The sequence below is a fragment of the Shewanella sp. DW31 genome (assembly GCF_015767295.1).
GTDB lineage: Bacteria > Pseudomonadota > Gammaproteobacteria > Enterobacterales > Shewanellaceae > Shewanella > Shewanella oncorhynchi.
This window is the reverse complement of record NZ_JADWMP020000016.1, coordinates 80737-95384: the sequence shown is the minus strand read 5'-3', so window position 1 is coordinate 95384 and position 14648 is coordinate 80737. Positions and strand designations below refer to the sequence as shown.

The 14648-nt window shown below is 47.9% G+C and carries 9 protein-coding genes; 8 read left to right on the top strand and 1 reads right to left on the bottom strand.

Annotated features, from left to right (window positions below):
* The first annotated feature begins 71 nt into the window (after positions 1-71).
* Together GWI56_RS14310 and GWI56_RS14305 are read left to right on the top strand one after the other, a co-directional pair.
* Positions 72-968 carry an acyltransferase gene (locus GWI56_RS14310; protein ID WP_105250476.1) on the top strand — a complete coding sequence of 299 codons (897 nt, stop codon included), beginning with the start codon at positions 72-74 and terminating at the stop codon, positions 966-968.
* A 13-nt stretch (positions 969-981) separates the two neighbouring features.
* Positions 982-1926: an acyltransferase gene (locus GWI56_RS14305; protein WP_173496165.1), complete on the top strand. Its 945-nt coding sequence runs from the start codon at positions 982-984 to the stop codon at positions 1924-1926.
* 7 nt (positions 1927-1933) lie between these two features.
* Here the strand turns inward: GWI56_RS14305 and GWI56_RS14300 are convergent, their stop codons facing one another.
* Entirely contained in the window at positions 1934-2428 is a 495-nt protein-coding gene (locus GWI56_RS14300; RefSeq protein ID WP_173496164.1) for a DUF523 domain-containing protein, read from the bottom strand.
* 300 nt (positions 2429-2728) lie between these two features.
* Here GWI56_RS14300 and GWI56_RS14295 point away from each other — a divergent pair, with 300 nt between their 5' ends.
* The 6 genes from GWI56_RS14295 (at position 2729) to GWI56_RS14270 (ending at position 14599) form a co-directional block, all read left to right on the top strand.
* Positions 2729-3496, top strand: coding sequence for a GntR family transcriptional regulator (locus GWI56_RS14295; RefSeq protein WP_173496163.1), 768 nt, complete (start codon positions 2729-2731; stop codon positions 3494-3496).
* Positions 3497-3548: 52 nt separating this feature from the next.
* Positions 3549-4427, top strand: coding sequence for a methylisocitrate lyase (gene prpB / locus GWI56_RS14290; RefSeq protein WP_006084450.1), 879 nt, complete (start codon positions 3549-3551; stop codon positions 4425-4427).
* 167 nt (positions 4428-4594) lie between these two features.
* Positions 4595-5722 carry a 2-methylcitrate synthase gene (gene prpC, locus GWI56_RS14285; protein WP_173496162.1) on the top strand — a complete coding sequence of 376 codons (1128 nt, stop codon included), beginning with the start codon at positions 4595-4597 and terminating at the stop codon, positions 5720-5722.
* Between the two features lie 80 nt (positions 5723-5802).
* The gene (gene acnD / locus GWI56_RS14280; RefSeq protein ID WP_198573253.1) at positions 5803-8406 is read left to right on the top strand and encodes a Fe/S-dependent 2-methylisocitrate dehydratase AcnD; all 2604 of its coding nucleotides are present in this window, start codon (positions 5803-5805) and stop codon (positions 8404-8406) included.
* A gap of 93 nt (positions 8407-8499) precedes the next feature.
* Complete coding sequence (gene prpF, locus GWI56_RS14275) at positions 8500-9702, top strand: 2-methylaconitate cis-trans isomerase PrpF (protein ID WP_198573252.1); 1203 nt, start codon at positions 8500-8502, stop codon at positions 9700-9702.
* 370 nt (positions 9703-10072) lie between these two features.
* Complete coding sequence (locus tag GWI56_RS14270; protein WP_198573267.1) at positions 10073-14599, top strand: EAL domain-containing protein; 4527 nt, start codon at positions 10073-10075, stop codon at positions 14597-14599.
* Positions 14600-14648 lie beyond the last annotated feature (49 nt).

The window sequence follows — 14648 nt, the reverse complement described above, 5'->3', positions numbered from 1 at the left end:
GCAGTGCCTAAGATTGAGCCAAACGCCTACACCGAGTAACATAGGCCTCCAATTTTTGTCAGGGGGCTCGGATGGGAATGCTGTTTTCACAGATAAAAGGCTGTATTGCATTTTTAGGTTACGTTATAAATACCGTCTTTTGGACTATCCCAATCGTGTTAATCAGTTTTATAAAACTGATACCTATCAGTCCATTAAGGACTGCGACTAGTCATGTGCTCGATTTTTGTGCCAGCGCTTGGATCAGCGTCAATGGCGTGATTGAGCGTTGCTTACATCCCGTTAAAATAGAACTGAGTGGTGACACCGACTTTTCCACTAAAGAGTGGTATATGGTGATTGCCAACCACCAGTCTTGGGTCGATATCCTGATCCTGCAGCGGATTTTTAACCGAAAAATCCCTTTCTTAAAGTTTTTCCTCAAGCAAGAGCTGATTTTTGTGCCTGTATTAGGCCTAGCTTGGTGGGCACTCGATTTTCCTTTTATGCGTCGTTATAGCACAGCGCAGTTGCGTAAGAATCCTAAGTTAAAGGGCAAAGACATTGAAATTACACGTAAAGCCTGTGCTAAGTTTAAGGCTAAGCCTGTGAGTGTGATGAACTTTGTCGAAGGCACGCGCTTCAGCAAGGCTAAGCATCAAAAACAAAACTCACAGTTCCAACATTTGCTAAAACCTAAAGCGGGCGGTATGGCCTTCGCGCTATCAGCCATGGGTGAACAGATCCACAAGCTAGTCGATGTCTCCATTTACTACCCAGACGCAGTACCGAGCTATTGGGACTACCTGACAGGCAAGTTGCCAAGCGTTAAAGTACACATCAAGGTCTCCGATATTGATCCTGCAATGCGCGGCGATTATATGAATGACCGCGATTTTAAAATTGGCTTCCAAGAACAACTGAATCAACTCTGGCTCACTAAGGATCAAGTGTTAAGCCAACTCGCTAGCCAAGCGAATAAAGAATAAAGGTAACGCCACTATGTTGAATTTCCTGCCTGGTTCAGTATTGTTTATTCTGAGCTTAAGCTTGCTGATCATTAATACCGCCGTTTGGGGCTCGCTTATCAGCATTGGCGGATTAGTGAAACTTGTGATGCCAGCACAAAATGCGCGCAATGCGGTGACTACGGTCATGAACCGTTTTATGTGGGCTTGGGCCTGCTGCAACGGTGGCATCTTGTATTTGATCGCTAAAATTGAGTGGGATGTCAAAGGGCTCGAAGGACTCGATAAAAACAGCTGGTATTTGCTGATCAGCAACCACCTCAGTGGATTCGATATCGCCGCGCAAACTTACGTGTTACGTAACCACATCCCTATGCTGAAGTTCTTCCTCAAAAAAGAACTCATCTATGTGCCCATCATGGGCCTAGGATGTTGGGCGCTGGATATGCCATTTATGAATAGAACCAGCCCAGCAAAACTTAAAAAGAATCCAAAGCTTAAGGGCAAAGATTTAGCGACCACACGCCGCGCCTGTGCCAAGTTTAGCAATATGCCCACGTCAATCATTAACTATGTTGAAGGCAGCCGTTTTACCCAAGATAAACATCAGCGCCAAAACTCGCCTTATCAACATTTGTTACGTCCTAAAGCGGGTGGTATCGCCTTTACCTTATCAGCCATGGGCGAACAATTTACTAACCTGCTGGATATGACAATCGTCTACCCAGATGCGCCTGAAGATATTCTGTTTGGGGTAATGAATGGTAAGGTCAGTAAGATTATTGTGCGAATTAACGCCCTGCCCGTACCTCAGGTAGATGCGGCGCGTTATTTCTCTGAGTCTGAGTACCGCGTCGAATTCCAACGCTGGTTAAACCAAGTGTGGGCGGAAAAAGATCAACAAATTCATGCTTTACTCCAAACACATCAAAGTGTGAATAATAAGGCCACCAGCCCAAATCACACTCAAGCAAGCTAGCTCGCCTCTAGCTTTGCTCTAGTTCAGCAACACATGCCGCTGCAGCGGATAACTCCAATTCATTGAATACGGTTATTCCTGCGGCACTGAGTTTTTCAGCTGTTAATCCTTGTCCCGCAATTAACTGTTTTACAAATTGACCATCGTAAATCTGCCTATTACCACAGGATGGACTACGGGCTTTTAAAATCGCCACTTTAATCCCGTGTTGCAGCGCCAGCTTAAGCGCGAGATCAGCTCCCAGACTAAAAGCGTGGGTCACATCCTCACCTTGGGCAGTTAAGATGCGCTGTCCAATCCGCTCCGCTGGCGGTCTAGGTGTTGGCAAACCGCCTGCACATTCGGGACAAATCGCCACAATCCGCCCTTGCTCGAGCCACGTTTGCACCAGCTCGCTCTCCATCAAGTTATGGCCACCGTCGTAGCGCACCGCTTGTCCGAGTAAACAACTACTCACTAACACTTTTTCCACTGTCATCCCCAAATGTCTCATTCCGCCCATAGCATAACGTGAAGGATAAACATGCCAAATGCATTTGGATGATTTTCCCCAAAACCATCAACATCCGCAACAAGGTTGGAAGGTTAAAACCACTCCATTGTTGACAATTTAATATTTAAATATTCATAACATAAAATATTAATAACGAGATAATAAAAATAAAATGATAAAAATCAACAATAAAAACAGAAATTCATTGAAATATAGACTTACGTCTAAGTAAACACATTGTTGACAATCTGCCAAGGGAGGGCTATTTTTTACCCATTGTCGACAATCCTATTAATAGTGATGCGTTCTATGTTGAAGCAAGACACGACGTTCGTTTCTGATGACACTCAAGTTCCCCACCTGCACAAGGTCAAATCGACCTCGGCAGATAAGACGTCAACCACATTAGCCGATCAAATTTTGGTGCAGATCCAAACCAGCATCATCAAGGGCGAACTGCCTGCAGGCAGCAAGATTAACGAGCAAGCACTGGCCGAAAAATACGGCATCAGCCGCGGCCCTACCCGCGAAGCACTGCAAACCTTAGAAAGACAACGTTTAGTGGTGCGTGCGCCCCATGTTGGTGCCCGCGTCGCCCAACTGACGGTGATTGAACTTAACGATTTATATCAACTACGTAGCGTACTTGAAGGCATGGCCTGCGAACTCGCCGCCAGCCGTATTACCCCAGAACAATTAGCCAAGCTAGAAGATCTGCTCGCAACGCAAGAAGCGGCGCTCGCCAAGGGCGATACTTACTTCCAAGAGGAAGGCGATGTCGACTTCCACTACCAAATTATTCAAGCCAGCGGTAACAAGCATCTGCAGGAAACCTTAGTCGGTGGTCTGTATCACTTGCTACGTATGTATCGCTACCAGTGCACTAATAAAAATCGCCCCGTGAAAGCGATTGCCGAACACAGACGCATAGTCGAAGCCATTGCCCAGCGCGATGGTGAGTTGGCCAGTTTGCTGATGCGCCGCCATATCGAACAGGGGCGTAAAAATACCGAATTACGCTTAATTGAATTGCAAGCCAATGCAGCCGCAAAAGAAACCTTAGCCAACATTAGCTAAGTTCTTACGGCTCAATATGCCCACTTCCCATAAAATGGAAAAGGATAAAACCATGACTCAAAGCGCAGGATTACGTTTTCGCCAAGCTCTTGCTAAGGCCAAACCGTTACAAATCGTTGGTACCACCAATGCCTATTTTGCCTTAATGGCAGAGCAAACTGGCTTCCAAGCCTTGTATCTTTCGGGCGCTGGCGTTGCCAATGCTTCCTACGGTTTGCCAGATTTAGGCATGACCTCAATGAACGACGTGCTGATTGATGCAGGTCGCATCACCTCCGCCACGCAGGTGCCTTTATTGGTCGATATCGATACTGGCTGGGGCGGCGCATTCAACATTGCTCGTACCATCAAAGAATTCGAAAAAATCGGCGTCGCCGCTGTGCACATGGAAGACCAAGTGTCGCAAAAGCGTTGCGGCCATAGACCCAACAAAGCAGTCGTGAGCATTGAAGAAATGGTCGATCGCATTAAAGCGGCCGTCGATGCCCGTACCGATCCTAACTTTGTGATCATGGCGCGTACCGATGCGGTCGCCGTGGAAGGTTTAGAAGCGGGTATTGAACGTGCTCAAGCGTATATCGCCGCCGGCGCCGACATGATCTTCGCCGAAGCCTTAACTGAGCTAGACCAATATCGCCATTTTAAAGCACAGGTAAAAGCACCGATTTTGGCGAACATGACTGAATTTGGTCAAACCCAATTGTTCAATAAAGAAGAACTCGCCGAGGCGGGTGCCGACATGGTGCTTTATCCACTCGGTACTTTCCGTGCAGCCAACCAAGCCGCACTGAACGTCATGCAAGCGCTGATGAATGATGGTCATCAACGCAACGTACTAGACACTATGCAGACCCGTAAAGACTTGTATAAATACTTGGGCTACCACGCCTTTGAAGACAAGTTAGATCAACTGTTCAGCCAAGATAAATAACCGAAAAGCTGCAACCCTACAGGGTTTGGCGTTAAAACAGATTTAGCGTTAAACAAATTAAATAAAAAGTGCAGCCTTAACCAATAAATGTCGGCGAATAAGTGCTCTGAAACGAGCACTGAAATCCGCCAGCAATAACCAAACAGAGTTAACGGAAGGGAAGGATTATGTCAGAAGCTAAAAAACTAAGCGGTGCAGGATTACGTGGCCAGAGCGCAGGCGAAACCGCATTGAGCACAGTGGGCGTGTCAGGCAGCGGCCTAACGTACCGCGGTTATGATGTGAAAGATCTCGGTGAAAATGCCACCTTCGAAGAAGTAGCCTACCTTATTCTTTACGGCGAGCTGCCCACTCAAGCCCAACTTGATGCCTACAAAACCAAACTCAAAGGCCTTCGCGGTCTGCCACAAGCATTAAAAGAAGTATTAGAGCGCATTCCTGCTGAAACTCATCCTATGGATGTGATGCGTACTGGCTGCTCTATGCTAGGTAACTTAGAAGCAGAGCACAGCTTTGCCGAACAGAGTGAAATCACCGACCGTTTACTCGCCGCATTCCCATCGATCATCTGTTACTGGTATCGCTTTAGCCACGATGGCGTGCGTATCGATACTGAAACCGATGACGATCAAATTGGCGCACACTTCCTCCACTTATTACATGGCAAAGCGCCGTCGGTACTGCATGCTAAAGTGATGGACGTATCGTTAATTCTTTATGCAGAACATGAATTTAACGCATCAACCTTTACCGCTCGCGTCTGTGCTTCCACCCTGTCAGATATGCATTCATGCGTCACAGGGGCGATTGGTTCACTGCGCGGTCCGCTGCATGGCGGCGCGAACGAAGCGGCGATGGAACTGATCCAAGACATGAAAGATGAAGCCGATGCGCGCGACATCTTAATGGGCAAACTCGAGCGTAAAGATAAGATCATGGGCTTCGGCCACGCAATTTACCGCGACAGCGATCCACGTAATGCCATCATCAAAGAATGGTCAGAAAAACTGGCTGCCGCCAACGGTGACGACCGTCTATACCGGGTATCGGTTGCCTGTGAAGCCCTGATGTGGGAACAGAAAAAACTCTTCTGTAATGCTGACTTCTTCCACGCCAGCGCGTACCACTACATGGATATTCCGACTAAGTTGTTTACGCCAATCTTCGTGTGTTCACGCGTCACTGGCTGGGCGGCGCACGTGATGGAGCAACGCTCTAACAACCGCATCATCCGCCCGAGTGCCGATTATGTGGGCGTGGCGCCGCGCAAAGTGGTACCAATTGCCAACCGTTAAGCAAAATTGACCACACTTGGCGCGAGATTTCACTCAATGTAAGTCTCGCGCCAACTTCATTTTCCGAAATGGATGATGTTATGAGCACTGCTATGAATACCCAATATCGCAAGCCCTTACCCGGCACTCAACTCGATTACTTCGATACCCGCGAAGCCGTAGAAGCCATTCAAGCTGGCTCGTATGCCAAGCTACCTTACACCTCGCGCGTTTTAGCTGAAAACTTAGTCCGTCGCTGCGATCCGGCCGTTTTGACCGACTCGCTAAAACAGATTATCGAATCTAAGCAAGAACTGGATTTTCCTTGGTTTCCTGCCCGCGTGGTGTGCCATGATATTTTGGGGCAAACCGCTTTAGTTGACCTTGCAGGTCTGCGTGACGCTATTGCCGCTAAAGGTGGCGATCCCGCCAAAGTGAACCCAGTTGTGCCAACCCAGCTGATTGTGGATCACTCACTCGCTGTCGAATTTGGTGGTTTTGATAAAGACGCCTTTGCCAAAAACCGCGCCATCGAAGACAGACGCAACGAAGACAGATTCCACTTTATTGATTGGACGCAAAAAGCTTTTAAAAACATTGATGTTATCCCCCAGGGTAACGGCATCATGCACCAAATTAACTTAGAGCGTATGTCGCCGGTGGTGCATTCACGCAATGGCGTGGCCTTCCCCGATACCTTAGTCGGCACCGATAGCCACACGCCGCACGTTGATGCGCTCGGCGTTATCGCCATAGGTGTCGGCGGCTTAGAAGCCGAAAGCGTGATGCTGGGCCGCGCATCCTATATGCGTCTACCGGACATTATCGGCGTGAAGCTCACGGGCAGGCCGCAAGCTGGCATCACAGCGACCGATATCGTACTGGCGCTGACCGAATTTTTACGCGCACAAAAAGTTGTGTCTTCTTACTTAGAGTTCTTCGGCGAAGGCGCCGCGGCGCTGACACTGGGCGATCGCGCCACCATTTCGAACATGACGCCTGAATTTGGTGCCACCGCCGCCATGTTCTATATCGATCAACAAACTCTGGATTATTTGACCTTAACTGGCCGCGAAGCCGAGCAAGTCAAACTGGTTGAAACCTATGCAAAAACTGCAGGTTTGTGGGCCGACAGCTTGACCGAAGTGCACTATCCACGCGTACTGCATTTTGATTTATCTTCGGTGGTGCGCACCATTGCAGGGCCATCAAACCCACATGCACGGGTGCCAACATCAGAATTGGCTGAGCGCGGAATTAGCGGCGTAGTCGAAAACGAGCCCGGCTTAATGCCCGATGGGGCTGTGATTATTGCGGCGATTACCAGCTGTACTAATACTAGTAACCCACGCAACGTGATTGCTGCAGGTCTCATTGCCCGCAACGCCAATGCTAAAGGCTTAAGCCGCAAACCTTGGGTCAAAACCTCACTGGCACCCGGTTCTAAAGCGGTGCAATTATATTTAGAAGAAGCCAAGCTATTACCTGAGCTTGAACAACTCGGTTTTGGCATTGTTGGGTTTGCCTGCACGACGTGTAACGGCATGAGCGGCGCGCTGGATCCTGTGATTCAAAAAGAAGTGATCGACCGCGACTTGTACGCCACCGCTGTGTTATCGGGTAACCGTAACTTCGATGGCCGTATTCATCCCTATGCTAAACAAGCTTTCTTAGCATCGCCGCCATTGGTCGTCGCCTACGCAATTGCCGGCACCATACGTTTCGATATCGAAAAGGATGTGTTGGGATTAGATAAAGACGGCAACCCCGTCAAACTTATCGACATTTGGCCATCGGATGAAGAAATCGATGCCGTGATTGCGACCAGTGTTAAACCTGAGCAGTTCCGTAAAGTGTACGAGCCCATGTTCGATTTAGCCGTCGATTACGGCGAAAAAATCAGCCCGCTGTACGATTGGCGTCCGCAATCTACTTATATTCGTCGCCCACCTTACTGGGAAGGCGCATTGGCCGGAGAGCGCACGTTAAAAGGCATGCGACCACTGGCGGTGCTGGGTGACAACATCACCACGGACCATTTATCGCCTTCTAACGCCATTATGATGGACAGCGCCGCAGGCGAATATCTGCACAAAATGGGCTTGCCGGAGGAAGACTTTAACTCCTACGCCACCCACAGGGGGGATCACTTAACCGCCCAACGCGCAACCTTTGCCAATCCTAAGCTTAAAAACGAAATGGCGCTGGTTGATGGCAAAGTGCAACAAGGCTCACTGACGCGTATCGAGCCAGAAGGCCAAGTGACCCGTATGTGGGAAGCGATTGAAACCTATATGGAACGTAAGCAGCCGCTGATCATCATAGCGGGCGCAGATTACGGCCAAGGTTCGTCCCGCGACTGGGCTGCCAAAGGCGTGCGTTTAGCGGGCGTTGAGGCCATTGTTGCCGAAGGTTTCGAGCGCATTCATCGCACTAACTTAGTCGGTATGGGCGTGTTGCCACTTGAATTTAAAGCGGGCGACAATCGTGCAACTTATGGAATAGATGGCACAGAAGTGTTCGATGTCCTCGGCACGCCAGCGCCAAGAGCGGATTTGACTGTCGTCATCACCCGTAAAAACGGGGAGCGCATCGAAGTGCCGGTGACGTGTCGTCTCGATACCGCCGAAGAAGTGTCTATCTACGAGGCGGGCGGCGTATTGCAGCGTTTTGCTCAGGACTTTTTAGAGTCGAATCTGAAGTAAAACTCGCTTTCAACAGGTGGCGACTCCACACGTGAATCGCCACCTTTGATAGCAACGCTAACCTGTATCGCTATTCCCCTTGGAGTTAATAGCATGAGTAAGAATTTTTTCCCGCCACAAATCAAAGTCGCCGCGACTTATATGCGCGGCGGCACCAGCAAGGGCGTGTTTTTCCGTCTGCAGGATTTACCTAAGGCCGCACAAGTTGCAGGTGCCGCCCGTGATGCCTTGTTACTGCGAGTGATAGGCAGCCCAGACGCTTACGGTAAACAAATCGATGGCATGGGCGGAGCCACCTCGAGCACCAGCAAAACCGTGATCCTCTCCCCTAGCACCCAAACCGATCACGATGTCGATTACCTCTTCGGCCAAGTGGCGATCGATAAACCTTTTGTCGATTGGAGCGGTAACTGTGGCAACTTGACCGCCGCTGTCGGTGCCTTTGCCATCAGCAATGGCTTAATTGATACGGCCCGCATTCCACAGAATGGCATCTGCACAGTCCGAATATGGCAAGCCAACATAGGCAAAACGATTATCGCCCATGTGCCAATCACCAAGGGTGAAGTGCAAGAAACCGGTGATTTTGAGCTCGATGGTGTGACCTTTCCCGCCGCCGAAGTGCAAATCGAATTTATGAATCCGGCTGCTGACGAGGATGGCGGCGGTGGCAGCATGTTCCCTACGGGTAATATTGTAGATGTGCTAGAAGTGCCTGGCATTGGCAACTTTAACGCTACTATGATCAACGCGGGCATTCCCACCATTTTTATCAACGCAGAAGACTTAGGCTACACAGGCACTGAGCTACAGGATGATATTAATAGTGACAATGCCGCCCTTGCCAAATTTGAAACCATTCGCGCCTATGGCGCCGTGCGTATGGGCTTGATTTCGCATATTGATGAAGCAGTTGCACGCCAACACACGCCTAAGATCGCCTTTGTCGCTAAGCCTAAAGCCTATGTGTCATCGAGCGGTAAAACCGTCAATGCAGATGAAATTGACCTACTGGTACGCGCCTTGTCTATGGGCAAACTGCACCACGCTATGATGGGCACGGCTGCCGTTGCGATTGGTACAGCGGCGGCAATTCCCGGCACTTTAGTCAACTTAGCCGCAGGCGGAGACACTAAGGATAAAATTGATGCGGTACGTTTTGGCCATCCCTCTGGCACCTTGCGCGTTGGCGCTGAGGCGTCAATGGTCAACGGTGAATGGACAGTCGTCAAAGCCATTATGAGCCGCAGCGCTCGCGTACTGATGGAAGGTTTTGTGCGGGTGCCCGCTGCGTAATTTTATCTAAGTAAACAGTTCAACCAAAGACCTTGCTTCTCCCCCTTCCGGCAAGGTCTTTTTTCTATTCTCACCCATCATTTTAATCTGCTTCGCCCGTATTTGTCTTAGCATGATATGTTGACATACCTGAAACAATGCTAAGATCCTTTAGCAAAAACGCCAGAATACAAACTCGTCATAAAAAGAATATTGGCAGTGAAACGGTACAGTTAATATATTGCATGATCTATTACAGAATCGCGCCCATCGATTTTGGTTATTTTTAAACCAAGTCAGCAATTTAAGTCGCATTTTTACAGCAAAATGGCATGTAAGGTCTAGGCTAAGAACTAAACTAAATAGAAACCTAATCAGGATGGGTCCGTTTTTGGTAGGGGAAAATTTGAGTCAACTAATCCACAAGCTAATATTTAGTACGCTTTTTATCCTAAGTTTGTGGGGGATCTCGTGCAATGGATTAGCTCAACCATTGAGCGCGGCTTCCACACAGCTCAAATTTGAACATATTCGCAGTGAAGATGGCCTTACCCAAAATACGATTACCAGCCTGTTTATGGACAATGCAGGTATGTTATGGATTGGCACTCAAGATGGTTTGCATGCTTATAACGGTCACAGCTTCAATATTTTCCCCCATTCACCCAATGATCCGAGGAGTATTTCTGAGAGCTATGTCTCTGACATTATTCAAGACTCAGAAGGTAATATCTGGGTTTCGACTTTCAGCCAAGGGGTAAATCGACTCGATTTGAGCACAGGGACCTTTGAACACTTTGGCCAAGAACAAGGGCTTACCGATCCACGCACAACCAAACTCAGCGTTGTAGGCAATACACTCTGGATTGGTACTAAAGCAGGACTATTTTCCCTATCGACCAAAACCAAACGCATTACCCAAGTGAACTTAGGTAATAGTGTTCAACCCCACATCACCAGCTTAGCCAATGTTGAAGACACTTATCTGCTGGCAGGAACACAAGATAGCGGCACCTTTGCTGTCAGTGCCAATACTATTACTCGCTTAAATGTCCCGCAGAATCTCACTGCACATCAAATTAGGGCACATTCCGCTAATGCGATCACTTTAGCTCTGGGTGGGCAATTATGGCATTACAACTTGGCGTCACAACAGGGCGAAATCCTCTGGCAGACAGACGATAATGTGCCTTACATTAAAGATTTTATCCAAACTGAGCAGGGTGACTTTTGGGTTGTTGGGCCAGAAGCCGGTCTTATTCAACTCGAGAGAAACGATAAGGCATTTACTGCGACCTACCACAGGTATGATCCTAAGCGTACCAACAGTATCAGTGAAAATAACATGCTGAGCTTACTGCAAGATCCCTTTGGCAATTTATGGTTAGGTGCCAGTTATTCTGGTCTAGATAAAATTAATACCCGTCGTCAGTATTTTCAGCATATTTACGAATCCACCCCTAACCTGTCGCAACAAAGTAACAACATTCGCACCTTGTTCCGCAGCCAAGATAATGCGCTATGGATAGGAACCGAAGGTGCTGGGCTTAAACGCATGTTGGCCAATGGAAAATATGAACACTACACGGAGCTCTTTGCTAACGCCTTAGGGATGCATCAACGCAACTTGAATCTTATCCTGCGAGATATAGACCAAGACAAAAATGGCGTGCTTTGGTTTGCCACTAACTATGGGCTAGGTCGACTGGCGCTAGATGGCCACTTCCAGTTACTCAAGGTGACAGAACGCACTGATCAAGGCGCAGAAACCAATTATATCCGTAGTTTAGATATTGATGAGCAAGGTCACCTCTGGGTGGCAACAACCAATGCCCTCTACCGTAAGGCGATAGATACCGATGAATTTACTTTTATCTCATTGGCACATATTGATAATTTCTATCCGGCACAAAATCAGTTTTTAATCCTCAGAACACACAAAGATACGCTATGGATAGGTACACTCGATGGCCTGCTTAAGCTGGATATGAAAACAGGCACAGGTAAATCCTACTTCCATCAATCCTCAGACAAAAACAGCCTGATCAACAACCGTGTCCGCGATATTTTAGTCACAAAATCGGGCGAGGTATGGTTTGCCACCCATGGTGGGATCAGCAAGTTACCGTCTCAAGAGACTGATGCAGGTTTTAGCCACTATACCCGCAATCAGGGATTACCAAGTGATACCATCTATGCCTTACTCGAGGATCAAGAACACAACATTTGGTTTAGTAGTAATGCGGGGATAGGAAAGCTCAATCCTAAAACCAATCGTGTCATCATATTTAATGAGCAAGAAGGGCTACAAGCACTGGAGTTTAACGGTGGCGTAAAACTTGAAGACAGCGATGGCGATCTCTGGTTTGGTGGCATTAATGGCATAAATCGTTTCAATCCAAAGTCAATTCCAGATCAACGACCCGATGTTAAAGTCGCACTCACTGGCTATAGTATTGCGGGTAAAGGGCACACTATTCTCGATTTGAGCCATCCACCTAGCATAGTAATGGACTATAGCGATCAGCTGATCAGTTTTGAGGTGACCTCATTGGATTTCAGCTATACGGGTAAAAACCGCTTCAGCTATTTTCTTGAGGGATTTGATAACGAGTGGCATGAGCTCCCCACAGGTAATGAAATCACCTTCACCAATATTAATCCTGGTCACTACCAACTGCATGTTCGCCATGGGCTGCAATACAACACTCAAGGTGACTACGCCCTTTCTGTCGATCTTCATGTACAAGCGCCCTTCTATCGAACTCAGTTCGCCTACGCCCTCTATAGCTTGCTCTCTCTATGGCTGTTGGCTTGGATCATTATCTGGCGTAAAAGAAAACGCCAGCAACAGCGCGAATTTGAAACCAGTATCCGCGCCTCAGAGGAGCGACTCAAACTTGCACTTTGGGCCTCTGGCGATGGCATGTGGGACTGGAACATACCAGAAAATCGCGTCTATCGTACCAATATGGATTCTTCAGTCCCCCATTGGAATAGCAGCAATATAGCCCATGAGAGCATGCACTCAGAGGATAGGGAAAGATTCAAATTTGAGCTTAACGAACACCTTCAAGGTCGTTCGCCTTTCTTCGAAGCAGAGTACCGAGTCGAACGCTCCCCCGGTAATTGGGTATGGATTTTAGACCGCGGTAAAGTGGTGGAAAAAGATAGCCTAGATAATCCGATCCGCATGACAGGGACCAACCGTAACATTACCTCGCGCAAACTGATTGAAAACGAGTTGGTACTGTCATCACAAGTGCTCAACAGTATGAACGAAGCCGTTGTAGTGGGAGGATTAAACTATCGAATTCGTTCGGTCAACCCTGCATTTTGTGCCATTACAGGGTACACAGAACGCCAAATAACCGACAGGCATTTCATTCACTTAGCCTTTAGTCGCCAACAGCGGGAGTTGTTCAATACGATTGAACAACAGCTACTGCGTCACAAACATTGGGTCGGAGAACTTTGGATCCGCAATAAACAACGTCAGGCCATTTTAGTCTGGCTTGAAATCAACCAAGTGATCGATATCAAAGGCGAAACCAGTCACTTCGTTGCAGTATTTACCGACATCACAGAGCGGAAAAAAGCCGAAGAAGATCTGCGTTTCCTCGCCAGCTTCGACACATTAACTGGCTTACCGAACCGAACCTTATTTCAAGACAGGCTCAATCACGCGATTACTCAAGCGCACAGAGCGAATAATATCGTTGCCTTGCTGTTCTTAGACCTCGACCGCTTTAAACATATCAACGACTCTATGGGTCATCATGTCGGAGATTTATTACTGAAAGCCGTGGCAAGACGACTGCAAAATGCAGTGCGTGATGGCGATACTGTCGCACGCTTAGGTGGCGATGAATTTACTATTATTTTAGAAGGTGTTGCGAAAACAAAAGCCGCAACCCTGATCTCAGAAAAAGTGCTCAGAGCATTCCAAACACCCTTCCTATTGGACGATAAAACGCTAACCATCTCGACCTCAATTGGTATCAGCTTATACCCTAACGATGCGGACAATGCCGACTCACTGATTAAATTTGCCGATACCGCCATGTACCACGCAAAATCATCAGGTCGAAATAACTTCCAGTTTTATACCTCTAAGTTGAATGAAATCGCCACCCGTCATGTACAACTCGAAAGTGGTTTAAAGGAAGCTATCCAACGCAAAGAACTAAGCTTGGTTTATCAACCTAAATTCTGTTTACGAGATGGTTCACTCACAGGACTGGAAGCACTTTTACGTTGGTATCACACTGAACTTGGTCCTATTTCACCTGTGGAATTTATTCCACTGGCGGAAGAAACGGGTATCATCACTCAAATTGGCCACTGGGTGATCAACCACGCCTGCCAGCAATTAGCCGAATGGAATAGCCTAGGATTTAACGGGATCACTATTGCCGTCAACCTATCGGCTCGCCAACTGAAGGCGGACATTATCTCCACCATCGAAGTCGCTTTAGCCGTATCAGGTCTCCCGGCTCAATCCCTTGAGCTTGAGCTTACTGAATCAATGATCATGGGCAATCCGCAGGAGTCGGTCAGCATCCTATCTAAACTCAAGGCCCTAGGATTGACCATAGCCGTGGATGATTTTGGTACGGGTTATTCGAGCCTAAGCTATCTCAAACGTTTCCCGATAGACACACTCAAAATCGATCGAGAATTTGTCAGAGACATCACCAACGATCCCGACGATGCCGCCATCACCAGCGCCATTATTGCCCTCGCTCACAGCTTAGAACTGAATGTCGTCGCCGAAGGCGTAGAGACCCAAGAACAGCTCAACTTCTTGGCTATGCAGGGTTGCGATCAAGTACAAGGTTTTTTACTGAGTAAACCCTTAAATGCCGAAGATTGTTTAACCTTACTCAAAAATCAATCTAAGCCACAGCCACTTTGATTTAAGGCATTATCGACAAAAACAGCCAATAAAAAAGGCTCCTAGGAGC